This is a genomic window from Thiothrix nivea DSM 5205 (assembly GCF_000260135.1).
In the GTDB taxonomy this organism is placed as follows: domain Bacteria; phylum Pseudomonadota; class Gammaproteobacteria; order Thiotrichales; family Thiotrichaceae; genus Thiothrix; species Thiothrix nivea.
This window is the reverse complement of sequence record NZ_JH651384.1, coordinates 1,426,112-1,448,509: the sequence shown is the minus strand read 5'-3', so window position 1 is coordinate 1,448,509 and position 22,398 is coordinate 1,426,112. Positions and strand designations below refer to the sequence as shown.

Below are 22,398 nucleotides of genomic sequence, written 5' to 3'. Positions count from 1 at the left end.
CCTTTCCAATCTGTTAGCCCCGAAATACCATGACCGACCGCCTGCAAGAAACCGCCCGCCGCCGCACCTTCGCCATCATTTCCCACCCGGATGCCGGTAAGACCACCATGACCGAAAAGGTGCTGCTGTTCGGGGGCGCAATCCAGCTGGCCGGGACGGTCAAGGGGCGCAAGGCTGCCCGCCACGCCACTTCCGACTGGATGGCGATGGAAAAGGAGCGCGGGATTTCCGTCACCTCATCCGTCATGCAGTTCCCCTACAACGGGCGCATCGTCAACTTGCTGGATACGCCGGGGCATGAGGATTTCTCGGAAGATACCTACCGCGTACTGACCGCCGTCGATTCCGCCCTGATGGTGATCGACGTGGCCAAGGGCGTCGAGGAACGCACCATCAACCTGATGGAAGTCTGCCGCTTGCGCGACACGCCAATCATGACCTTCATCAACAAGCTTGACCGCGAGGGCAAGGAACCGATCGAACTGCTGGATGAGGTGGAAACCGTTCTCAAGATCAAATGCGCGCCGATCACCTGGCCAGTCGGCATGGGCAAGCGACTGAAGGGCATCTACCACCTATATCAGGACAAGGTGATCCTCTACAAGCCCGACACCGAACGCCGTCAGGAATACGAGGAAATCCAGGGGCTGGATAACCCGCGTCTGGACGAAGTGTTGGGTTCCCAGGCGCAGGATTTACGTGACGAAATTGAGCTGGTGCAAGGTGCCAGCCACGAATTTGACTTGCAGGAATACCTTGATGGCAAGCTCACTCCTGTCTATTTCGGCACTGCGCTTAACAGCTTCGGCATCCGTGAACTGCTGGACGACTTCGTGGAACACGCGCCCGCACCGCAAGCCCGCCCGACCACTACCCGCAGGGTCGAAGCGGGCGAAGAGCCGTTCACCGGCTTCGTTTTCAAAATCCAGGCGAACATGGATCCGCAACACCGTGACCGTATCGCCTTCCTGCGGGTGTGTTCCGGCAAGTTCGAGAAGGGCATGAAGGCCAAACATGTGCGCATCGGCAAGGATGTGAAAATCCCCGACGCGCTCACTTTCATGGCTTCCGACCGTGAGCATGTGGAAGATGCCTACCCCGGCGACATCATCGGCATCCACAACCATGGCAGCATCCGCATCGGTGACACATTTACCCAGGGCGAAAACCTGCAATTTACCGGTATCCCCAACTTTGCGCCGGAACTGTTCCGCCGGGCGCAATTGCGTGACCCGCTGAAAATGAAGCAGTTGCAGAAAGGTTTGGCAGAATTGTGCGAAGAGGGTGCAACCCAGTTATTCAAACCCATCAATAACAACGACCTGATTCTTGGTGCGGTCGGTGTGCTCCAGTTCGACGTGGTGGCGCAGCGTCTGAAGGATGAATACAAGGTCGACGCTATTTTCGAGGGCGTGAACGTGCAGACGGCGCGTTGGGTTACGTCCACCAATGAAAAGAAGCTGGAAGAGTTCAAAAACAAGGCGGCGCAGAATCTGGCTTACGACCATTCCGGCGAGTTGGTGTATATCGCCCCGACCCGCGTCAACCTGCAACTGGCGCAGGAAAAATGGCCGGACATCCAGTTCCATTCCACCCGTGAGCATGGGGTGGATGTCGGCTAACCGCCACGGTTTTACAGCAAACCGAGCCGTTTGGCCTCCAACACGCAGGCGGTGCGGTTGTGTACCGCCAAGGCTGAAATCAGGCGGGATACGTGGGTTTTGACGGTGGATTCCGTAATCCCCATTTCGCGGGCAATTTCCTTGTTGGAAAAACCCTGATCCATCAGCAATAGCGTGTCGAACTGGCGTTCGCTGATGCCGATTTCAGTGGGCGACAGATTGCCAACGTTCGGGAAGTTGATGGGTTGAGCGGCTGGCTGTAGGGGAAGGCAGTACATATTTCCAGCAAGTACTTGATGGATACCTGACAGGATAGTTTTTGCATCAGAAGATTTGTGGATGTAACCCATCGCGCCCTGTTCCAATGCTTGTTGGCTTTTGTCTGCGTCCCGTGACGCCGACACGATGACCACCGGTGCGGTGACAAACCGATCCCGCAACAGGCGCATGAAAGCAAAGCCATCCAGCCCCGGCAGCTTGAGATCCAGCAGAATCAGGTCAAACGTTTTGCCTCCATCTATCAAGCCAATCGCACGATGCGCATGATCCGTCACATGCACAAACACATGGTTGCCCAACCGCAGCAAAATTTGCCGCAAGGCTTCGGCGAATAACGGGTGATCATCAAGGATCAGGATATTCATACGATACTCCTATCCACTCAGCTAAGGTGATTTACCTCAAAGACATTACCCAAAAACAGGGCGAATCAGAATGTCCCATTTTGGTAAAGCAGCATTTCTTTCCAGCCTCGCCTCAACAGCCTCCATAGCTTTTTTGCTGAGGGTCACACCCTTCTCATAAACCTTGTGGCTGAATTCGACCATGGGGTTGATGCCTTTCCAGGTCATGGTTTTTGCCCATTCCAGCAGGGTTTCGGCATCCTTGAGCTGGGTGCCGTTCCAGTGTTGTTCCAGAATCCCCCAGCAGCGTTCAATCGGGTTGTACTTGCTGTGGTAAGGCGGGTAGTACAGCAGGTGGACTGTCTTACCGGTATGGTTGGCGAATTCCACCATGCGCTTGAGGAATTGCGTCCTGATCCCGCTGCTTTCCGGGCCATTGTCCGCTTTGATCTGGATGCACTGGCAGGCGTCCTTGTCAGCAGAAGGCATCTGTTCCCATACCCGGCACAGGGAATCCACGATGAAGTCACTGGTTTTGCTGGAACTGCCGAAGGTCAGGTAAACCTGCCCACTGTCCTCATCCAGTACGCCAAAAGGGATGTATTTCTCTTTGCAGCCCATCTCATGGTCTGCGGCTTTATTGTCACCCCGAGTTTTCCCGCCCCGTGAGTAGTCACCGATGTTGACGGTCGCCTTGCAGTCCATGCTCAGGCGTTTGACCGCCCCATCGGCAAACTGCCCATCGTTGGCCTGGATATTGGCGAAGATGGCGTCGGTTTCTGGAATTTTTTTTGCGGCTTGGCTTTCTCCACCTTGCGCAGGCGGTAGCCATTCCGGTTGAGTATCCGCGCCATGGTGCTGGGGGCGGGCACTTGTCCACCGCTGAACCCCATGGCCTGTAACTGCCGGATGGCTTCCGCCGCCGTCAGGCGGGTGTAGGCGATGCTGCTGCGGAATGTCGGGTCTTGCTGGCTATGTGCTTCCGCCAGCGCCAGCAAGGCGGCTGCCGCTTCCGGCTGGGTTTCCTCCCAGCGCTTCTGGCCACAATACGCCGCCTGCGCACCCACGCAAACCATGCCGCTGCGCTGTTCCTCCAAACCCAACTGCACCCCCTCCCGACCCCAGCCAAAACACCTTTCAGTCTGGCGGGCGTTGCCTGCACAATATTTCCGGCTCATGTCCGCCTGGAACGCACGGCGGGTGCTGCCAGACATTTTCGAGGCCGCCAGTTTCAGGTCGGCTATCTGGGATTCACTCAGGATCGGGTTAGCTGTTTGGGGTTCGGGGGGCATGGGGATAGGGACTCCGCTTGTCGATAAGACAAGTGTAGCCATTGCGGGGGAATCTTTCAGGGAAATCCCCTAACTGCAACGCAAGTGATGCCTGGTTTTTATATCCCGATTATACGTTCAGGGTTGTCACGTCGGCCTCACCCTTTTGGGTGAAAAAAGCCGTTTGCGTGATTCCGGCGTTGCAAGTCATACGAACGTACCATTGAAAGGGATGCTATCTGCTCTAAGCTGTCAGCCATCACAGCAATACAGGAGACTCAGGTATGAAACGCATCCAGACAGCCTGGTTTGGCATGATGTTCATGGGTTTGGCCACGTTGGCTGCACCCGCATCCGCCCTGACGGATATGGATGGCAAGCCAGTCAATATCAAGTCATTGACCGGAAAAGGAAAATGGAGCGTGGCCGAGGTGTGGGCATCAGACTGCCGCATGTGCCAGCTTAGCATCCAGCACATCGTCAACTTCAAGGCCAAACACCCGGACGTGGGTATTTTCGGCATCTCGATGGATGGCGTCAGCGGCAAAGCCAACGCTCAACGCTTTATTGATGATCAGGAGCTGCGGTTTCCCAATCTCCTCAGCGACAAGGAGGAAATGAACCAGTACCTGTTTGATGCTGCTGGGAAAGGCTTTGTCGGCACGCCCACGTTCCTGTTTTATAACCCCGACGGCAAATTGGTGACAGTACAGGCAAGGGCGCTGACAGAAAAGGAGTTAAGCCGCTTTATCGATAGCCGGGAACCGCAGAAGGAAGAGGTAGAAGTGTTCGGGGGAGGGGATGATTGTTGATCGCTACAGCCGTGAACTCATGCTTGGCCAGTTAGGGCAAGCGTCAGATTTTTTGCCGTCAACGGCTGGTTGTTAATGGAAATGTCGGCCAGTAATGCGTCGCTTTCCAGTCGAAACGCAATATCCAGGGACTGGATGTCGGGTTGTTGCAAAAACGCATCCACGGTTTCACGCACAAACAGCATCAACTCAATTAGCTGGCTGGGGGGCAGAGCCAGGGATTCTACTTGCGGTTCCGTTTGCCAGCGCAACTGTGCATCCACCGCTTCGGTCTGCTCCACGGTATCCGCCCGCCAGTCGGCCAAGTGTTCCTCCAGCCGGTAGGGCGTTTTTTGCAGGGTCAGGTGGATCATGTCACGCAGCAGCTGCAAGGTATCCTGCGTGGCCTTGCGGTGCTGTGGGCTGGTGATGTCATGGGAAAGGCTGAGCAGGCGCGCGCCGATGGTGTCGTGCAAGTCGTGCATTACCCGGCGGCGTTCGGCCAGCACGGCCTGTTTACGTGTGGCGCTGGCGTTGCTGGCAATGCGGGCAATGTCGAGCAGGGAAGCGACCGTATGCACATCGGCCTTGCTGAACAGGTGGGCGGCCATCTGCTTGCCGGTCAGGCGGTAACTTCCCGCGTTATCCAGGGCGGGTACGCTCAGGTGCAAACCGTTTTCCGCCAGCATGGGGTGCTTCAGTACATCAGGCTGGGCATCCAGATGCAGTGGGCGGAAGCGCTTTTGCAAGACCGCCTGCCAGCGCAGCTCAAACTCTTCGCCGGATGCCGCCCCTGACATCAGGTTACCGAAGGTCGGCAGAAAATCCTGCACCGACTGGCTATCCAGCGGCATCAGCTTGCCCAGCAGCCACTGGCGCAGCGGAAAATACAGGAAACCGGCCAGTACCACCGACAAACCCAGCGCGTACACCTGCGGCGTATAAAACAGGGTGACGAGCACTACATCCAGCAGGATAACCAAGGCTCCGCCCAGCAGCCACAGCCAGGATTTGAACCACCAGTATTCAATTTCAAACAGCCGGTAACGCAAAACGGCACCTGCCCAGCCGATGAAAATAATGGGCGACATCACCTGTATGACCATTGTATGGCTAAGTAGGGGTGTTTTCCCCATGATCAGGGGGATGGCGTAAAACACTACCGCAATCAGGCTGGGGAACATAATGGAAATCTGTAACAGCAACAGGGCAACACGGTTGAGCGGATGCCCTTTGGAAGCCCGCCACTGCCACACCGTAAACCCCAACGCCACCATGAAAAACGGGACGTATTGCAGAAAGAAAATATGCAACGGCAGCTCAATGATTTTGAGGTAATAATTCACGGATAACAGCACATCCAGCAAGGCGACTACATATAACAGCCGCAGCGGAAATAGCCTGACCGGGTAGGAAACCTGAAGCATGAACATGCCAAAGATGAAATAGTGTGTGAATAATACCGCGCCAAAATTCAAACCGTCCAATACATCCGCAGCCATGAACAATTCCCGGTTACTGAGGATGTTGTGCGTGATCGAAAACCCGTAATAACCAACGCTGGTAATGAATAGGAATAACGCCTCCAAACGGAAAGGCTGGTAGCTCCAGACCAGCGAGCAAATCAACAAACCGACACACCCAAGTGACCATAACACCCAATAGTAGGTGGGTATGGCCCGAACCGGCATGGTTTCCCTGGGCTCAACGGCAAATACATTGCCGCTGTCGCTTGCAAAGCGTAGAGGTTCGCCAAACTTCACGGCAGCATGTAATTGCTGTTGCAAGCGTATGCTGTCGGCATAAATGTTGTGGTTGTTGAGTTCCCGCAGATCAATCAGTGCGAAGGGCGTCAGGGGGATTTGCCTTTCGGCGGTTTGCAGGGTGGCTAACAGTGTACCCGGCGGGATGATGCCTTCAGCCGGTGAATCTTCGGCAACGGAAGTAACGCGCAAAAAGCCGGAATGTGGGTCAGGTTCCAGCCTCAGCCCAGTCCAGGGTTGATGGGTAAAGATGTAGGCTGCCACTGCCTGCAATAGCAGGATGAACAGCAGGGTGAGTAACATGATGTTGGCGGGGGAAAGTGCGGGCTTGCCCGGCCATTGATGGGCTGCGTTCTCAATCACCTTATAGCTTGCGCCTTGCACTGCGAAACTTGAAAGGCATAGCGGAAAGGCGTTATTCAGGCCCAGCCTGACATTGTTTACCCGTATCCACGATTTGCAGCCACGGCTGTTTTTCTGAACACCAGAGATGCATATCCGGTTTTACCCAGGACGGGTCGTCCAGCGTCCCCGCCTTGATGAACATAATCCCCGGATAGGCTGCCCCTTGGCCTGTAATGGGTGAGCCACATTGCGTACAGAAAGAACGGTAGAATGGTTCTGCCGCGTCATCGGCTTGTTCAGCATAGGTTTTCAGGCTGTCGCCATGGATGGTGACACTACCAGTGGGCATAACGACATTGAGGGAAAATGCCGAGCCGGTGTTTTTCTGGCAAGTCGTGCAATGACAGGCAGCCACCATGACAGGCTCAGCGTCGGATTCGTAATGGACTGCACCGCACAAGCAGCGCCCGGTAATTTTTGGCATGGTCGTTACTCCTCTGAAATACCTTGTTTTTCTGATTATAGACGCTGATAGCTGATGGAACATGGTACTTAAGTACCATTGCGATTATTTCCACCTGATCAAGAATAAGTGACATGCACCGATAAACAGAAAAATGTATCGGAAACAACGCCAGACTGCGGTGGGAGACTGCACATGGAGCTTGAAAGCATTGCATTATTATTGGGTTGGGGACTGTTGGTGGGCGTGGTCTTCTCCATCATTGGCGCGGCGGGCGGCATCCTGGCTTCGTTTGGCCTGATGACCCTGGTTGGGGTGACTGACCCGAACGCGGTGAAGCCGATGGCGCAAATCATGACGCTGGTGATGGTGATGACCTTTTTGCCCCTTTATTGGCAACGCGCCGCCTGCGTGCCTTCCATGGGTTTGTTGCTGAGTGTTGGCAGCGTGGCGGGGGCGTGGCTGGGTAGCTCGTTTTCGAGCCAGTATTTGCATGACATGCAGGTGTTCCGCCCCTTGTTTGGCGTGTTGGCGGTGTTGATTGCCGTGCAGATTTTCTGGAAAGTCTTGTTCCGCCCGTCAGCGGCAAAACAGCCGGTTGTTAGCCAAGGCGTGCATGGGTTTTCGCTACGCAAGGGGCATCTGGATTTCAGTCACGGAACGCGGGCGTTTCATATCGCAGTTTGGCATCCGTTACTGGCGGGGTTCCTGATTGCGATGGTGGCGGCCATGTTTGGTGTGGGTGGTGGGTTTCTGCTGGTGCCTTTTATGGCCTCCTTGCTGGGGATGCCGATGTACATTGTACCGGCCACTGCTGCGATCCCGATCCTGATTGGTTGCTCTGTTTCGGTGGCAAATTACTTGCGGCTGGGGGCAGAGCCGGATTATGGCGTGCTGGTGTTGCTGGCTATCGGTGGGGTTGTGGGGGCGATTATTGGCCCCCGCTTGAACCGGCTGGCGAGGGAGCGCTGGTTGCAGGCCTTGTTGGGTGTTGTGATTACGGGCATTGGCGTGAAATACGTTCTGGTTTGATACGTTTGCATGGGTTGCCGTGGGAACAGTGCTGAATAGCTGGCTTAAAGTGGAACCTTGGCGTTAATGCTGATGCCTTGCTGGTCGGGCAGCGGCTGGATGCCCCATTCCCCATTCAGGGCGTTGATGCGCGCTTCCATGCTACGCAAGCCGGTTCCCGCGCACCAGGTTTCGGGCGGCTTAATATCACCGTCGTGGCTTATTTGTATGTGTATATGTTCATCCCTGCGGGTGAAATCCACCAACAGATAGGTCGGGTTGGCGTGTTTGAGCGCATTGCTGACGGCTTCGCGCACAAACTGCATCAGTTCCAGCGCTTGCCGGGGGGAGAGTTCTTTGTCGGCAAGGCGTCGGTCTGCGCGCCAGTTCAGGCTGGTTCCGGCGGCTTGTGTTCGTTGCCGGGTTTCCGTTTCCCACTTCGCCAGATGATCCGTTAATTGCAGCGAGGTGTTGGGCAGCGAAAGGCGCACAGTTTCATCCAGGGTTTGCAGGGTTTCCTTGGCGGCTGCGCGCTGATACGGTTTGGGGAGTTCCTCCGCCAGCGTTTGCAGGCGTTTGCCGATTGTGTGGCGCATCTCGTGCAGCAAACGTTCGCGCTCAGCCAATACGGCCTGTTGGCGGGTTTCGCTGGCGTTGAAAGCCATGCGGGCAATACCGTGCAATGATTCCACGGCTGTTATGTCTATGCCGCTAAACAGGCGGGCAGCGTTCTGCTTACCGCTCAACTGGTAGGCATAACCGGGCTGTACTGCCGGAACCCATAAACTTACTCCACCCTCGGTAACTTCGGCAGCCTCAAGTTCTGCCCGCCATTTACGTAATGTCTGGGGGGAAAAACGTTTGCGTAGCGCGGCTTCCAGACTGTCGTCAAAAGCCTGCTGGGTTTTGGCTTGTGATACGGCTGCACTGAACAGGGGTAAAAACTCATTCAGGGTTTGATTATCCAGCGGCAGTAAACGTTGATATAACCAGCTTCTTAACGGGAAATATAAGAAGCCAGCCAACACCATCGCTATTCCCATGGCATAAGTATTCGGTAATCCAAAGGGCCAAATTAACAGAATGGTAAACAAAATGACAATGCTGCCGCCCGATAGCCATAGCCATAACTGGAACCAGCCATATTCCATGTCATGCAAACGGTAACGCAAGAGGGCGAGAGCCAAGCCGATAAATACGGTACTGGCGAGCAGATACAAAAACCAGTAACTGATCAGGGGAGTCATCTGTAGACTAACCGGCAAGGCAAACAGGAAAAAAATGAAAAATAAAGGCATTAGCGCCAACTGCTCCATTCTGGCAGCAGCATATTCAAGTGGTTGGCCAAGCGTTTTGCGTACCTGCATATGGGCAACCATCAGTAGCCCGGCTAATAACACCAGATATTGCAGGATGAAACTGTCATGCAAGATAAAAGGCAACCAGGAAAAAAAGGCGTTGAGTCCTATGCAAGCGGTTGCCAACAATAGCCACTTGGTGAACCTATGCTTTAGAAGTTGGTGGGGATGTAATAGGGCTAATAGCAATAACGTTAGCATGAACACGCACAATGTCAGCCATTGTACATTTGCTATGCTGCTTTCCCATGCACCCAGGGAAACTTCTTTGGATGTTCTCACTGCCAGTGCCAGGAAAAAGGCATAATAAGCTGCCCCTGCGATTAATAAGCACCCTGTTTCCCAGGTTAGCGGTTTATTCCACCAAACTGTCAGGCAGGCTGCGGGTACAAACGTGAACAGCCCAATGAAAAGCCAGAAGTCTGGCGGGAGGGCGGAAAATGGGGTCTTTTGCATCGGCGCAATGACATAGTGTTCCCCGTTTCTTCCCTGAAAAATGGGGAGGGCTTCCTGTTCCAGAATATGTCGCACGCCATCGAATGCTGCCTGATACAGTGTATGTTTTGCCGGAGCATGGCTCAAAAAAGGGAACATCAGTAAATCGGTCGTTAGTGGAATATGCAGGTTTTCCCCTTGTAATGCAGTCAGGATAGTGCCTGTTTGGATGATTTCCTCTGCGGGTGAGCCGCTTATCACTGTTGTAACCCGCAGGAAGCCTGATTCGGGGTCGGGTTGTAAACGCAAACCTGTCCACGGCTGTGTCAGCAACAAGTGGAAGGCTACTAGCTGGCTGGTTACAATAAACAGAACAAAAACAGAAGCCGGAAGCCATCTCTTGAAAATCAACCATCTGTCAATCACAAGCAAACTCCTGACGTTACCCTTGCTATTATCGGGTCAGTTGCTGTATGCCACGGAGACCCGCTTTGAACCTCCTGAAACCAATGGCCTGCCGATCGACAAGTGTGTTGCTGGCTCCGGTTGGGGCGATCCGACTGACTTGTTTAATCCCCTGAACCGTGAACGTTGCGGCGCTGCCAGTCAACGTCATATCGCCACTGCATTTTGTCGGCAACAAGGTTTCAAGGGTGTTGCCCATCCCAGCCAGGATGCTTGGAGCATTAGCCTTAACTGGCCGGAAGATCACGCCATCTGGATACATAATACCAAGGACGGCGATGCCTTGGACGGCGAATGGGGCACAGTGACCGGCGGGCATCATTTTTCGCATATCACCTGCACCGACGGGCAGGGCAGTGACCTTTCGCCAGAAACATAACCACGGTCAAAACTCCGTGCTGATCAGCCCCAAACGGCACGCCTCCAGCGCGGCTTCCGCCCGGCTGGAAATATTGAGCTTGCGGTAAACATTACGCACATGCGTGGCGATGGTGTTGTCGGACAGGTGCAGCAGTTCCGCCACCTCCTTGCGGCTCAAGCCTTTGGCGATCAGCACGAAGACCTCGCGTTCGCGTTCCGATAGACCTTCCACTTCCGTTGCTGTTGGGGAGGCGGTCATGTCTTTGTTGGTTGCGGATGCTCCGTTGCCGTTGAAGTATTGCAGCACTTTGCGCGCCACCTTGGGCGATAGCGGCGGGTCGCCCTTGAGGATGCCGCGCAGCTTGCGGATAAATTGTTGCTCAGACAAGTCTTTCAGCAGATAGCCATGCGCGCCTGCCTGCAAAGCGGTGAGGATGTGTTCCTGATCATCCAGTATCGTAGTGACGATGACGGATGCTTGGGGCGATGTTTGCAGGATGTGGGGAATCAGGTGCAGGCCGTTGCCATCCGGCAGGTTGATGTCGACCAACGCTAGGTCAGGGTGGTTTGCTGACAAATATTCAACGGAACTACGGCAATTGCGGCACACGGAAACCTTTATGCCGGGGAAGGCTTCTTCCAGCAAACAGCGTAACCAGCGGCCTGATTCGGCCACGTCTTCCACAACCAACGCTTCCTGCATACCAAACCTTTTTCTTGCGCCTCTTTGCCAAGAGGTTATTTATGGGGAGGGTAGATAAAGTTTAGTGCATAGACAGCTACAGTCCACAAAAGCACGACAATCTGTAAGGGACATATTTTACGCTTTGATCAACTGGTTCATGGTAGCGCGTAGCTGCCCCGGCGCGACCGGCTTGTGCAGCAGGTACAAACCGCTGGCGTTGGCTTCGCGCAGGCGTTCGCGGCTGGTGTCGCCGGTGACGATCATGGCGGGGATTGCACGCTGGCAGTGCCGGTGGATGGTGGCAATTGCTTCCGCGCCGGTTTGCCCTGCCCGCAAGCGGTAGTCGGCGATGATGAGATCCGGTTGCAGGCCGCTGCGGTCGATGGTTTGCAACGCTTCCGTGGCTGATTCCGCCGTGATAGGGAGGCATCCCCAACTTCCCAGCAAATGCCCCATACTGGCGAGGATGTCCGGCTCGTCGTCAATCACCAGCACCCGCACGCCTTCCAGGGGGATGATCTGGGCGGGTTTGCGCTCTTGCCTTACCAGTTCGGCGTCGCCCAGCGGTACATGCAGGGTAAAGGTGGAGCCTTCCCCCACCGCTGACTGGCAGGTTATGCTGATGTCCAGCAATTGGCACAGCTTTTTGACAATGGCCAGCCCTAGCCCCAAGCCTTTGCTGCGGTCACGTTCCGGATTATCCAGTTGGTAATATTCATCGAAAATATGCGGCTGTTCATGTTCCGGGATGCCAATGCCGGTATCGGATACCAGTACCCGTACCTGATCCTTGCCTACCTGGTGGCAGGAAAGCGCGATGACGCCCGCATGGGTGTAGCGGATGGCGTTGGCGAGCAGGTTGCGCACAATCCGTTCCAGCAGTACCGGGTCGGTAAATACCGGCAGGTTTTCACACTCCAGCTTCAGGAATAGCCCTTTCCTGGCTGCATGGGGTTGAAATTCGTCACGTAGCCGTAGCAGGACGCGGTTCAGACAAACGTGGATGGGGGCAGCTTCCACAATGCCTGCATTCAGGCGCGACACATCCAGCAGGCTGTCAAACAGGCTGGAAAGCGCGGCATTGGTTTTGCGTAAAGCTCCCAGATGGCCAACACCCTTGGGGTGGACAAAGGATTCGATGGCATCCAGATACAGCCCTTGGGTATGCAGCGGTTGGCGCAGGTCGTGGCTGGCGGCGGCGAGGAATTTATCCTTGGCTTGCATCGCCTGCTCGGCAACCGACTGGTTCTTTTCAGCGCGGTATTTTTCATTCTCCAAGCGCTGGATCAACTGGGCATTTTCAATTTGGAGCTTGATAGTCCGATGGATGTTGCGGCTGTAGATGTGACAAATGAAGACATTCACCGCGACAAACATCAGGAAGCTAATGCCCATCACCGTGTACAGCGTTTCCCCGACCCATAGTAGACTGACAATCAAGGGCAGAGAGGTTGGCAGCAAAAACGCCAGGAATGCAGGCATCCGCGCCGCCGTGGTGATATTCGCTATTGTAATCAGGATGGTGTAGATGCCAAGGATGAACAACACATAATCCGGTTTTTCCGGCATCAGGAACAGGGTAAACAGGATACCCCACATCACCCCTGTCAGGGCTGTCCCGGCAGTGAAACGCCACTCCCAGTAGCGGGTCGGAAGCTTTTCAAACTGCCCGCTCCAGAACTGGCGGTAGTCAAGGTAGCGTGCCAGCAGCAAGGCTTTCAGGGATAGCGCCCACCCCACGATGTAGGCTTGGCTAACTTCTTCCCAGAATACGCCGTTGAGAATGAAGCACACCACCAGGTTGCCGGGCAGGGAGGCTTTCAGGTTGCGGTAGAGCAACCTGAGCTTTTCATGCTGGATGGCGTGTTCAGGGGAATCAGGCACAACAGGCTCCGTCTTCCAGTTTTGTGGGCTTGTTTTATTTATAGCTGGTTATCAGGGATTTTGGATGGTACTTAAGTATCATTGCCGGTACAGCATAACCCTTTTAATCTAAACGCAACAACAGTTTTGAATTTTAAGGAGGTATTATCATGTTTGGCAAAAAATTCTTTCGCTTGGCTTTTTTTGGACTAACTCTTACCCTTGGAAGTGTATCCGTTAATGCCGATAGCCGCGTAATAATGTTTAATGGAATAATGGCTAGTGAATACGAATATCCTATTCTGGATATAGCCTTGGGTTATACAGCCCCTAGTGGCTATTATTTTCATAATCCAGCTAATGGAGCTTTGTTTTATTCAACTGGAAGTACGCCCTTGGTTCTGCTTGGGTTTACCCCGACAAATTTAGCATCACAACCTCAAAGTTATATGGATATGGACTATGAATCTGTAAAAGCAGATTTTTGTGGAAGGATGGGGGGGTGTGAATTGGATTAATAGGGTGAAAATATTGATAGAATTATATTTATGACCACCTTCTTTGAATGCTGGGGCGCGTGGTATTGGTGATAAGGCCGGTTCCGCACTGGTCGGATTTATTTGGTCAAGCATAGCCAACTAAATATCTAGCGGGACTTGATGACTGAACCAGTAATCTGGAGAGGCAATCATGCACAACAACAGATGTTTTTCACCCCGGCTACAGTTCGGGTTATGGCGCTTGCGCCACCAATTGCAGGCAACCCCCCCTTACTATGCCGAGACTGCTGGCTATCAGGGCAAAGTCCTGTGTTATCTACATAAATTATCCCCCGTTTTGTGCCATGATAAGCATGTGCAGCGTGGTCTGACGGAGTTACGGCAGCGATTGTTCCAGCATCCGCAACAGTATCATGTCATGCAGTTTGCGGAAGATCTGGGCTGGAAAATGGCGGCCCATGCGCTACCGCAAGGTATGCAGATTCCGCCCCATGCCCACCCTGGCATCTTCAATCTGTTGCTGGCAGTGGATGGTTCCATTGAGGTTGAACAATATTCAGTGGATACGCTGACAGGTAGGCGCAGTCATACACCCGACTGTCAAGTACTGTTTGCCGGTGAGGGCTGCGTGGGTCTGACTACCCTGCATAATGCCCACGCCATCCGGGCGGGCAGCACTGGGGCGATTTTCCTCAGCCTGCGTTTGCAGCGTAGCCACAGCCGAGCCATGTTTTGCCAACAGCTGATTAAGGCTTTATGCGGTGTCGGGCTGGTGTTATCCGCCTTTGGCAGCGCTACCCTCAGCGCTTGCGATAAAACTGACCGAAAACCGGGCATAGGCCAGCAGTCAGATGAGGCTGCCAGCTTGTACCGTGAGAGCCTGCAATATTTGCATGGGGATGGTGTGCCTGTGGATAGGGATAAAGCAAAGAGTCTTGCTTATACGGCAGCTGGACAAGGTTATCAACCAGCCCAAACGTTATATGACGAGATAATCAATGGTTTTTATGATGAGATGACGGGTTGTTGAAAATAAAAAGGCCACCCACTGGGTGGCCGAGGGAGTGTGTGAGGGTCGAAATTGTTATCATTAACTAGTGTGTGTTTTCGCTTCTAACCATAGCAAGTTTTCAGGCTCGAACCAAAGTAGCAGAAGGTATCCCTATCCTGTTGATACCCCTAGTTTTAGCTGCTAATAACTCTATAATTATTAGTCATCATGTGTAATGTGCAATCCTCGCCTTCAATATGGGATCCTCCCGATATGTCTAACCTTTTTCGGCTTTTCCCCAGTTTACTGGCTATGCTGCTTGCTGCCTGTTCTCCAAAACCCGAGCTGGCGGTGGGTATGCCCGACCTTCCCGCCGCTACTACCCAGGTTCTGTTGGTTACGGCTGTCGACTGGGATGTTTCCACTGCCAGTCTGCAACGGATGGAAAAAACCGGAGGTCAGTGGCATGTGGTTGGGGGTAGCATCCCGGTCAGGATAGGGCGTAACGGCCTCGGCTGGGGGCGTGGCTTGCATGTCGATGGCGCGGGTGTACAAAAGAGGGAGGGTGATGGCAAAGCCCCTGCGGGCATCTTTCCGTTGGGAACAGTCTTTGGCTATGCGCGGCAAGCTCCGGCAGGTGTGCAAATGCTTTACCGTCAGGCTGGCGACCGCGATTATTTTGTCGATGCAACCGACTCACCCGACTATAACCACTGGCGAAGCATTCCACTTTCGCAAGCTAACGAACCCAAACAGCTCTGGAACTCTTTTGAGCGGATGCGCCGTGACGACCACCAATACGAATACGGCATGATCGTTGGCCATAATATGCTGGGCACTGTAGCGGGGCGGGGCAGCGCCATTTTCCTGCATGTCTGGCTTGATCCTGAGGCGGCGACCTCCGGCTGTACGGCAATGTCGAAGGAAAATCTGCTGGAAGTGCTGGTGTGGCTGAAACCTGCGGCAAATCCTGTGTTGGTGCAGGTTCCAGCAAGTGAGCTGGGTCATTTGCGGATGGCTACTGTGGGTTTACCGTAAAGGCAAGGCACACCGAACTTACTTGTCTTTCCAGAATCCGATCAAACTGTTGGTCTGTTCCAGCAAATAGTTTTTGCGCCAGTTGTCTTTTTCGGGCGATTTCAGCAGTTGCTCAAGTTGGCGCAGGCAGGCGGTTTGACGTTTTTTGTCATCCCTTGCCCAATCTTTAAGTAGGGATAGCAGGGAGTTGTCCAGGTCTAGGTCGACATAAGCCGGGTTGCCATATTCCTGCACAATACGCTCAAACAATTGTTCCTGACGTTCGGCGGGCAGCATGCTGGAGCATTCCCACAGCGTTGTGCAGGCCGTGCGCATCAGGGTGTACACATGTTCTTCCGGGTCTTCTATCCTGTCCGCCAGTTGCGGCAGGCTGCCAATCACGGCCAGGCACAGGTCGGTGGTTTCGCGGGTGGGTGTGGTGGCCTTGCGGGCGACTTCCAGCATTTTACGGATGGTATCCGTCAGGTTTTGCGCATTGGTGGCATGGATGTAACCTTCGCTGGTGGCGTAACGTTGTGCCATATCCATCAGCATTTGCCGGTATTTCGGTTCGGCAGGCTCATCACTGCCCAACAGGTCAGAAAAGCAGATCAGCAGGGTGTCGCGGAAGTCCGTATCCTGCAGGGCTTTTTCCTGTACAAACGCCCGTAATTGTTCGGGTGTAAGCTGGCTGAGGATGTGTTCAATCTGACCCTGGCGAGTAACGGGTCGGGACGGTTTTTTTGTATCATTGTTTTGCATGGTTTACCCGGGTAAAAGCGCTTGCCCCGACTGTGACGGTTATATCGCTTCTTTGAGGATGTCTGGCCTGTCCGGATTACGACGATACAGCACGGCAACATTGCCTATCCGTTGAATCAGTTGCGACTGGCTGTATTGGGTGACTTGTTCAATCATTTCATCGCGTAAGTCGCGGTCGCCGACGTTCAACTTTATTTTGATCAATTGATGATGGTCAAGGGCGCTGGAGATTTCTTCCAGTACGGTAGGCTTCAGGCCGTGCTGGCCAATCATGACGACAGGGTGGAGGTCGTGGGCGCGGCCACGCAGGCGTTTTCTCTGTGCTTCGTTCAGTTCCATGGTACGCTTCCGTAAATTCAGCAAGTGTATGAGTGACAACGAGGCATGGCAAGAAGCAAAAGCAGTAACCGCTGGCTGGGCGAGCATTTCAGTGATGAATACGTCAAAAAGGCGCAGCAGGAAGGTTACCGTTCGCGCGCGGTTTACAAGTTGAAGGAAATCCAGGAAAAAGACCGCATCCTGCAACCGGGTATGAAAGTGGTGGATCTCGGTGCCGCGCCCGGCGGCTGGAGCCAGTACGCCACCCAGGTAGTGGGGCAAAAAGGCCGGATTGTGGCAAGTGACATCCTGCCGCTAGACCCGTTGCCATTCGTTGAATTCGTGCTGGGTGATTTCCGGGAAGATGCCGTGCTGGCGGAAATCCTGGGTTTATTGGGGGAAGAGAAGGCTGACCTTGTTATTTCCGACATGGCCCCCAATATGAGTGGGGTGGATGCTGTCGACCAACCGCGCGCCATTCATCTGTGTGAACTTGCACTGGATATGGCAAAGCAGGTATTAAAGGTAAATGGAGCCTTTTTGGTGAAATTATTCCAGGGAGATGGTTCGGAAGCATTTCTCCGGGATGTCCGCAGCAGTTTTCGGACAGTAAAAGTGCGCAAACCGGCGGCCTCAAGACCGCGAAGCCGGGAGGTTTATGTGTTAGCACAGGGTTTTGTGTTGTAATATGTCAGGTATCGGTGTTACATAATGGATAACGCCAGTTGACAGTGGAGAAATCAGTTGAACGATTTAACCAAAAATTTGCTGATATGGGCTGTGATTGCATTCGTCCTGATTGCAGTTTTCAGCAAATTTAGTGTGCCTACCCAACAGGCATCGTCAGTCCCTTATTCTGACTTCCTGACCAATGTCCACAATGGCAGCATCAAGGAAGTGGAAATCAAGGGGCAAAAGATCATTGGTCTGGATAACAACAACAGCCGTTTTGTTACCTACAGCCCGCCCAATGACCCCAAGCTGGTTGATGATCTGGTCAAATATAACGTCAAGTTCCAGGCGGCTCCGCCGGAAGAGCGTTCCATTCTGTGGGAAATCATTATCAGCTGGGTGCCTTTCCTGCTGATCATCGGGCTGTGGATTTACATCATGCGCCAGATGCAAGGCGGTGGCGGTGGCCGTGGGGCCATGTCGTTTGGTAAGAGCCGCGCCCGCATGATGACTGAAGATCAGGTCAAGGTTAACTTCAATGACGTGGCAGGCTGTGAAGAGGCCAAAGACGAAGTGGCCGAGCTGGTTGAGTTCCTGCGTGACCCCGGCAAGTTCCAGAAACTGGGTGGCAAGATTCCGCGTGGTGTGTTGATGGTGGGTTCCCCAGGTACCGGTAAAACCTTGCTGGCGAAAGCTATTGCGGGCGAGGCCAAAGTACCGTTCTTCAGTATCTCTGGTTCCGATTTCGTGGAAATGTTCGTTGGTGTGGGTGCATCCCGCGTGCGCGACATGTTCGATCAGGCCAAGAAACACGCACCTTGCATTATTTTCATTGACGAGATTGATGCGGTAGGCCGCCAGCGTGGTGCTGGTTTGGGCGGTGGTCATGACGAGCGTGAACAAACCCTCAACCAGTTGCTGGTGGAAATGGATGGTTTTGAAGGTAGCGAAGGCATTATCGTGATTGCTGCCACCAACCGCCCGGATGTGCTGGATGCTGCTTTGTTGCGCCCTGGTCGTTTTGACCGTCAGGTCGTGGTGCCGTTGCCGGATGTGCGTGGCCGTGAGCAAATCCTCAAGGTACATATGCGCAAGGTTCCCGTGGGTGATGATGTCAAGCCGTCCCTGATTGCTCGTGGCACGCCCGGTTTCTCTGGTGCAGACCTTGCTAACTTGGTCAACGAAGCTGCCCTGTTCGCGGCACGTGCCAACAAGCGTACCGTTGACATGGCCGAGTTTGAAAAGGCCAAGGACAAAATCATGATGGGCGCTGAGCGCAAGTCCATGGTGATGAAGGAAGATGAAAAGCTGGCGACGGCTTACCACGAAGCGGGTCATGCCATTGTGGGTCTGAGCGTGCCTGAGCACGATCCAGTGTACAAGGTCAGCATCATTCCACGTGGCCGTGCCTTGGGTGTGACCATGTACTTGCCGGAAGAAGACCGTTACAGTGCCAGCAAGCAGCGCCTGGAAAGCCAGATTTCCAGCCTGTACGGTGGCCGTATCGCTGAAGAGCTGATCTATGGTTTTGAGGGTGTCACCACGGGTGCTTCCAATGACATTGAGCGTGCCACCAGTATTGCCCGCAACATGGTGACCAAATGGGGCTTGTCAAACAGCATGGGGCCGTTGGCGTATTCGGAAGATGAAGGCGAGGTATTCCTTGGCCGTTCCGTTACCCAGCACAAGCACATGTCGGATGAGACGGCTCACGCGATCGATCGCGAAATTCGTGAGGTCATTGACCGTAACTACAGCCGTGCGAAGCAGATTCTAAATGAGAAGCTCGATATTCTGCACGCTATGGCAAAGGCGTTGGTCAAGTATGAAACCATTGATCGTGCACAAGTTGATGCCATCATGCGAGGGGAAGAGCCGCCTCCACCGGCTGACTGGAAGGATGATGATTCTTCCGGTGGTAAGGGTACGCCGCATTCCATTCAGCCGAATGATGGCAAGAAGGCGGGTGCTGGCGATGATGTCATCGGTGGGGCGGCCAGTTCCCACTGAGCTAATCAGGTAATCACAAGGCGCGGATGTTGAATCCGCGCCTTTTTCTTTGGTAGGTAAGATGGCGTGGCAGACGATTGAGTCCTCCATCCAGGTAATGGGCATCCTTAATGTCACCCCGGATTCATTTTCTGATGGCGGCTTGTTCCAGCAGCGGGAGGCCGCTCTGCGGCAGGTCGAGCAGATGCTGGTGGACGGCGCTGACATCATTGATGTAGGCGGCGAATCCACCCGTCCCGGTGCGCAGCCGGTGTCGGTGCAGGCGGAACTGGATCGGGTTGTGCCGGTAATTGCCGCTATCCGTGAGCGCTTTGAGGTAGTGGTGTCGGTTGATACTAGCAAACCCGAAGTGATGTTGGCGGCAGTTGGGGCTGGTGCTGATATGGTCAATGATGTACGTGCCTTGCAGGAGCCGGGGGCGCTGGAGGCTTGCTCCCGTCTGCGGGTTCCGGTTTGCCTGATGCACATGCAGGGGCAGCCACGCACCATGCAGCAATCTCCCCACTATCATGATGTTGTGCAAGACATCAGCCGTTTTTTTGTCGAGCGGATAGCGGCTTGTGGGCAGGTGGGGATTGCACGGGAGAGGCTAATACTTGACCCTGGGTTTGGATTTGGCAAAAATTTGCAGCACAATGTGGCGCTGTTAAGCAGGCTGGATGAGTTTTCATCGCTTGGCTTGCCGATATTGGCGGGCATTTCACGCAAATCCATGATCGGTGCATTGCTGGGTAATCGCCCGGTAGATGGGCGGCTGTATGGCAGCGTAGCCGCAGCAGTTATCGCGGCAATGAAGGGCGCGAGTATTCTTAGGGTGCATGATGTATTGGCGACAGCCGACGCCATCAAGCTGGTGGCTGCTGTCATAAGCAATCAACAACGAGGTTGACGGGAAAAATGGGAAGGAAATATTTCGGTACGGATGGTATCCGCGGCAAAATCGGCCGTTATCCGATGACGCCAGACTTTGTGCTGAAACTGGGCTGGGCGGCTGGCAAAGTGCTGGCTACCAATGGGCATCCACTGGTGCTAATTGGCAAGGATACGCGCATTTCCGGTTACATGCTGGAGTCCGCCCTGCAAGCCGGGCTGGTGGCGGCAGGTGTCAACATCCGTTTGCTGGGGCCGATGCCAACGCCAGCGGTGGCCTACCTCACCCGCGCGTTCCGTGCTTCAGCTGGTATTGTTATTAGTGCCTCCCATAACCCTTACGATGACAACGGCCTCAAGTTCTTCTCTGGTGATGGCACCAAACTTCCGGATGCAGTGGAGGAAGAAATCGAAAGCTGGCTGGAAAAAGATTTCAAGACTGTTTCATCCGACGAGCTTGGCAAGGTTGAACGCGCCAAGGACGCTGCCGGACGTTATATTGAATTCTGCAAACGTGCCCTGCCTAATGCCGTTTCCCTCAAGGGCTTGCGCCTGGTGGTGGATTGCGCGAATGGTGCCACCTATCACGTAGCGCCGGATGTATTCAGTGAGCTGGGTGCGGAAGTGATTGCCATTGGCAATGACCCTGATGGTTTGAATATCAACGACAGCTGTGGTGCAACCCATGTGGATAGCTTGCAGGAGGCCGTATCACGCTACCGAGCTGATGCCGGGATTGCCCTGGATGGTGATGGTGACCGGTTGATCATGGTTGACCATCGTGGACAGCTTGTGGATGGCGATGAAATCCTGGCGATCATTACCCATCAGCGTCACGCGGAAGGCAAATTGCAGGGCGGGGTGGTTGGAACCCTGATGAGTAATCTGGGGTTGGAGAAATCCATTCAGGCGCTGGATGTGCCGTTCTATCGGGCCAATGTTGGCGACCGCTATGTGTTGGAGCTGATGAACCAGCATGGCTGTGAGTTAGGGGGGGAATCGTCCGGCCATATCATTGTGCGCAATTTCATTACGACGGGGGATGGCATTATTGCCGCCTTGCAGGTGCTGCGCGCCATGAATGTTTCCGGTAAGCCCCTGCGTGACCTGAAAAAGGTTATGTCCAAATACCCGCAAACCCTGGTTAATGTGCCTACCCGGCAAAAGATCAATCTGGAAGAGTCAGTGGGTATTCAGGATGCAGTACGTCAGGTTGAGCAGCAACTGGGTAACCGGGGTCGGGTGTTGTTGCGCGCTTCCGGCACTGAGCCGCTGATCCGCGTCATGGTGGAAGGTGAAGACGGGCAGGAAACAGCCCAGCTGGCAGAGGAAATCGCCAGTGCTGTCCGCGCCGCTGCCTGACCTGCCCGGAATGAAGATTGATTTCCACGCTTTATGCAGGTACTCTTTCGCCCTTGCTTTGAAGGAGAGGTGAAATCATGCGTCAAAAACTGGTAGCAGGTAACTGGAAACTGAACGGTTCCAAGGCAAGTATCGAAGCCTTGGTGGGTGGGATTCTGGCTGGTATGGATGGTATGAATAACGTTGGTGTTGCCGTATGCGCGCCCTATGTTTACATTCCGATGACGCAGGGTTTGCTGGTTGGCAGCAAGGTTGGCTTGGGTTCCCAGGACATTGCGGATCAGGACTCCGGCGCATTTACCGGCGAAGTCTCCGGCCCGATGCTGAATGAATTTGGCTGTGGATACGCCATTGTCGGCCACTCCGAACGCCGTGCGTTGTACGGTGAAAAGGATGAAGATACTGCCCGCAAGTTTGCTGCTGCCCGCAAGCATGGCTTGAAACCCATCCTGTGCGTGGGCGAGACGCTGGAAGAACGCGAAGGTGGCATTACCGAGCAGGTAGTTGCCCGTCAGCTGGATGCTGTGATCGCTTTGGAAGGGGTGGAAGCCTTGGTTGATGGCGTGATTGCCTACGAACCTGTCTGGGCTATCGGAACTGGCAAAACAGCCAGCCCGCAGCAGGCGCAGGATGTGCACGCTTTCATCCGTGGTAAGCTGGCTGCGCTGAATGCAAACGTGGCGGAAAAAGTACAAATTTTATATGGCGGTAGCGTCAAGGGCGCGAATGCCGCTGAATTGTTTGCAATGCCGGATATTGACGGTGGCCTGATTGGTGGCGCATCCCTGGATGCGAAAGAATTTCTGGCCATTTGCCAAGCCGGTAATTAAGGTTAAGCAAA

The 22,398-nt window shown here is 54.1% G+C and carries 20 protein-coding genes and 1 pseudogene; 12 read left to right on the top strand and 9 right to left on the bottom strand.

What is annotated here, in order from left to right; all coding sequences use genetic code 11:
* Positions 1 to 29: 29 nt before the first annotated feature.
* Positions 30 to 1,622, top strand: a complete 1,593-nt coding sequence (locus tag THINI_RS07440) for a peptide chain release factor 3 (RefSeq protein WP_002708016.1) — start codon at positions 30 to 32, stop codon at positions 1,620 to 1,622.
* A gap of 11 nt (positions 1,623 to 1,633) precedes the next feature.
* Here THINI_RS07440 and THINI_RS07435 read toward each other — a convergent pair whose 3' ends face one another.
* On the bottom strand, positions 1,634 to 2,266 hold the full coding sequence (locus THINI_RS07435) for a response regulator (protein ID WP_002708015.1): 633 nt from the start codon (positions 2,264 to 2,266) through the stop codon (positions 1,634 to 1,636).
* A 45-nt stretch (positions 2,267 to 2,311) separates the two neighbouring features.
* Positions 2,312 to 3,321: pseudogene (locus tag THINI_RS24160) on the bottom strand (ISAzo13 family transposase).
* A 479-nt stretch (positions 3,322 to 3,800) separates the two neighbouring features.
* On the opposite strand from THINI_RS24160, the gene THINI_RS07420 reads away from it, so the two are divergent.
* Positions 3,801 to 4,328 carry a TlpA family protein disulfide reductase gene (locus THINI_RS07420; RefSeq protein WP_002708014.1) on the top strand — a complete coding sequence of 176 codons (528 nt, stop codon included), beginning with the start codon at positions 3,801 to 3,803 and terminating at the stop codon, positions 4,326 to 4,328.
* 17 nt (positions 4,329 to 4,345) lie between these two features.
* Here the strand turns inward: THINI_RS07420 and THINI_RS07415 are convergent, their stop codons facing one another.
* Together THINI_RS07415 and THINI_RS07410 are read right to left on the bottom strand one after the other, a co-directional pair.
* On the bottom strand, positions 4,346 to 6,433 hold the full coding sequence (locus THINI_RS07415) for a sensor histidine kinase (protein ID WP_040839235.1): 2,088 nt from the start codon (positions 6,431 to 6,433) through the stop codon (positions 4,346 to 4,348).
* A gap of 52 nt (positions 6,434 to 6,485) precedes the next feature.
* Positions 6,486 to 6,899 (bottom strand): GFA family protein, encoded by a 414-nt coding sequence (locus THINI_RS07410; RefSeq protein ID WP_002708012.1) that lies wholly within the window; start codon positions 6,897 to 6,899, stop codon positions 6,486 to 6,488.
* 174 nt (positions 6,900 to 7,073) lie between these two features.
* On the opposite strand from THINI_RS07410, the gene THINI_RS07405 reads away from it, so the two are divergent.
* Complete coding sequence (locus THINI_RS07405) at positions 7,074 to 7,910, top strand: sulfite exporter TauE/SafE family protein (RefSeq protein ID WP_002708011.1); 837 nt, start codon at positions 7,074 to 7,076, stop codon at positions 7,908 to 7,910.
* Between the two features lie 44 nt (positions 7,911 to 7,954).
* On the opposite strand, the gene THINI_RS25090 is transcribed toward THINI_RS07405, so the two are convergent.
* A complete protein-coding gene (locus THINI_RS25090) occupies positions 7,955 to 9,319 on the bottom strand; it encodes a sensor histidine kinase (RefSeq protein ID WP_154724377.1) in 1,365 nt (454 codons plus the stop codon).
* Between the two features lie 763 nt (positions 9,320 to 10,082).
* Here THINI_RS25090 and THINI_RS07395 point away from each other — a divergent pair.
* Complete coding sequence (locus tag THINI_RS07395) at positions 10,083 to 10,526, top strand: hypothetical protein (RefSeq protein ID WP_154724376.1); 444 nt, start codon at positions 10,083 to 10,085, stop codon at positions 10,524 to 10,526.
* Between the two features lie 6 nt (positions 10,527 to 10,532).
* Here THINI_RS07395 and THINI_RS07390 read toward each other — a convergent pair whose 3' ends face one another.
* Positions 10,533 to 11,210, bottom strand: coding sequence for a response regulator transcription factor (locus THINI_RS07390; RefSeq protein WP_002708009.1), 678 nt, complete (start codon positions 11,208 to 11,210; stop codon positions 10,533 to 10,535).
* A 117-nt stretch (positions 11,211 to 11,327) separates the two neighbouring features.
* Positions 11,328 to 13,076: an ATP-binding response regulator gene (locus THINI_RS07385; RefSeq protein ID WP_002708008.1), complete on the bottom strand. Its 1,749-nt coding sequence runs from the start codon at positions 13,074 to 13,076 to the stop codon at positions 11,328 to 11,330.
* Between the two features lie 149 nt (positions 13,077 to 13,225).
* Here THINI_RS07385 and THINI_RS07380 point away from each other — a divergent pair, with 149 nt between their 5' ends.
* The 3 genes from THINI_RS07380 to THINI_RS07370 all read left to right on the top strand — a co-directional run bounded on the left by THINI_RS07380 (position 13,226) and on the right by THINI_RS07370 (position 15,584).
* On the top strand, positions 13,226 to 13,573 hold the full coding sequence (locus tag THINI_RS07380) for a hypothetical protein (RefSeq protein ID WP_002708007.1): 348 nt from the start codon (positions 13,226 to 13,228) through the stop codon (positions 13,571 to 13,573).
* A 172-nt stretch (positions 13,574 to 13,745) separates the two neighbouring features.
* On the top strand, positions 13,746 to 14,585 hold the full coding sequence (locus THINI_RS07375; RefSeq protein ID WP_002708006.1) for a cupin domain-containing protein: 840 nt from the start codon (positions 13,746 to 13,748) through the stop codon (positions 14,583 to 14,585).
* 234 nt (positions 14,586 to 14,819) lie between these two features.
* The gene (locus tag THINI_RS07370; protein ID WP_002708005.1) at positions 14,820 to 15,584 is read left to right on the top strand and encodes a L,D-transpeptidase family protein; all 765 of its coding nucleotides are present in this window, start codon (positions 14,820 to 14,822) and stop codon (positions 15,582 to 15,584) included.
* Positions 15,585 to 15,602: 18 nt separating this feature from the next.
* Here THINI_RS07370 and THINI_RS07365 read toward each other — a convergent pair whose 3' ends face one another.
* Complete coding sequence (locus THINI_RS07365; protein ID WP_002708004.1) at positions 15,603 to 16,325, bottom strand: hypothetical protein; 723 nt, start codon at positions 16,323 to 16,325, stop codon at positions 15,603 to 15,605.
* Between the two features lie 39 nt (positions 16,326 to 16,364).
* Positions 16,365 to 16,664: a YhbY family RNA-binding protein gene (locus THINI_RS07360; protein ID WP_002708003.1), complete on the bottom strand. Its 300-nt coding sequence runs from the start codon at positions 16,662 to 16,664 to the stop codon at positions 16,365 to 16,367.
* Positions 16,665 to 16,709: 45 nt separating this feature from the next.
* Between THINI_RS07360 and rlmE the strand changes: the two genes are divergently transcribed.
* From rlmE to tpiA, 5 genes are all read left to right on the top strand, one after another.
* The gene (gene rlmE, locus THINI_RS07355; protein WP_002708002.1) at positions 16,710 to 17,330 is read left to right on the top strand and encodes a 23S rRNA (uridine(2552)-2'-O)-methyltransferase RlmE; all 621 of its coding nucleotides are present in this window, start codon (positions 16,710 to 16,712) and stop codon (positions 17,328 to 17,330) included.
* Between the two features lie 57 nt (positions 17,331 to 17,387).
* Positions 17,388 to 19,325 (top strand): ATP-dependent zinc metalloprotease FtsH, encoded by a 1,938-nt coding sequence (ftsH, locus tag THINI_RS07350; RefSeq protein ID WP_002708001.1) that lies wholly within the window; start codon positions 17,388 to 17,390, stop codon positions 19,323 to 19,325.
* A 61-nt stretch (positions 19,326 to 19,386) separates the two neighbouring features.
* Positions 19,387 to 20,214: a dihydropteroate synthase gene (gene folP / locus THINI_RS07345; protein WP_002708000.1), complete on the top strand. Its 828-nt coding sequence runs from the start codon at positions 19,387 to 19,389 to the stop codon at positions 20,212 to 20,214.
* 8 nt (positions 20,215 to 20,222) lie between these two features.
* Positions 20,223 to 21,557: a phosphoglucosamine mutase gene (gene glmM / locus THINI_RS07340; RefSeq protein ID WP_002707999.1), complete on the top strand. Its 1,335-nt coding sequence runs from the start codon at positions 20,223 to 20,225 to the stop codon at positions 21,555 to 21,557.
* Between the two features lie 77 nt (positions 21,558 to 21,634).
* Entirely contained in the window at positions 21,635 to 22,387 is a 753-nt protein-coding gene (tpiA, locus tag THINI_RS07335; protein ID WP_002707998.1) for a triose-phosphate isomerase, read from the top strand.
* Positions 22,388 to 22,398 lie beyond the last annotated feature (11 nt).

Excerpts from the sequence above, each read along its gene's own strand:
- THINI_RS07380 (WP_002708007.1), top strand. The coding sequence starts at position 13,226 with ATGTTTGGCAAAAAATTCTTTCGCTTGGCTTTTTTTGGACTAACTCTT.
- tpiA (WP_002707998.1), top strand. The coding sequence starts at position 21,635 with ATGCGTCAAAAACTGGTAGCAGGTAACTGGAAACTGAACGGTTCCAAG.
- THINI_RS07435 (WP_002708015.1), bottom strand. The coding sequence starts at position 2,266 with ATGAATATCCTGATCCTTGATGATCACCCGTTATTCGCCGAAGCCTTG.
- THINI_RS07360 (WP_002708003.1), bottom strand. The coding sequence starts at position 16,664 with ATGGAACTGAACGAAGCACAGAGAAAACGCCTGCGTGGCCGCGCCCAC.
- THINI_RS07410 (WP_002708012.1), bottom strand. The coding sequence starts at position 6,899 with ATGCCAAAAATTACCGGGCGCTGCTTGTGCGGTGCAGTCCATTACGAA.
- rlmE (WP_002708002.1), top strand. The coding sequence starts at position 16,710 with ATGGCAAGAAGCAAAAGCAGTAACCGCTGGCTGGGCGAGCATTTCAGT.
- THINI_RS07390 (WP_002708009.1), bottom strand. The coding sequence starts at position 11,210 with ATGCAGGAAGCGTTGGTTGTGGAAGACGTGGCCGAATCAGGCCGCTGG.
- THINI_RS07440 (WP_002708016.1), top strand. The coding sequence starts at position 30 with ATGACCGACCGCCTGCAAGAAACCGCCCGCCGCCGCACCTTCGCCATC.
- THINI_RS07370 (WP_002708005.1), top strand. The coding sequence starts at position 14,820 with ATGTCTAACCTTTTTCGGCTTTTCCCCAGTTTACTGGCTATGCTGCTT.
- THINI_RS07420 (WP_002708014.1), top strand. The coding sequence starts at position 3,801 with ATGAAACGCATCCAGACAGCCTGGTTTGGCATGATGTTCATGGGTTTG.
- folP (WP_002708000.1), top strand. The coding sequence starts at position 19,387 with ATGGCGTGGCAGACGATTGAGTCCTCCATCCAGGTAATGGGCATCCTT.
- THINI_RS07405 (WP_002708011.1), top strand. The coding sequence starts at position 7,074 with ATGGAGCTTGAAAGCATTGCATTATTATTGGGTTGGGGACTGTTGGTG.
- THINI_RS07365 (WP_002708004.1), bottom strand. The coding sequence starts at position 16,325 with ATGCAAAACAATGATACAAAAAAACCGTCCCGACCCGTTACTCGCCAG.
- glmM (WP_002707999.1), top strand. The coding sequence starts at position 20,223 with ATGGGAAGGAAATATTTCGGTACGGATGGTATCCGCGGCAAAATCGGC.
- THINI_RS07375 (WP_002708006.1), top strand. The coding sequence starts at position 13,746 with ATGCACAACAACAGATGTTTTTCACCCCGGCTACAGTTCGGGTTATGG.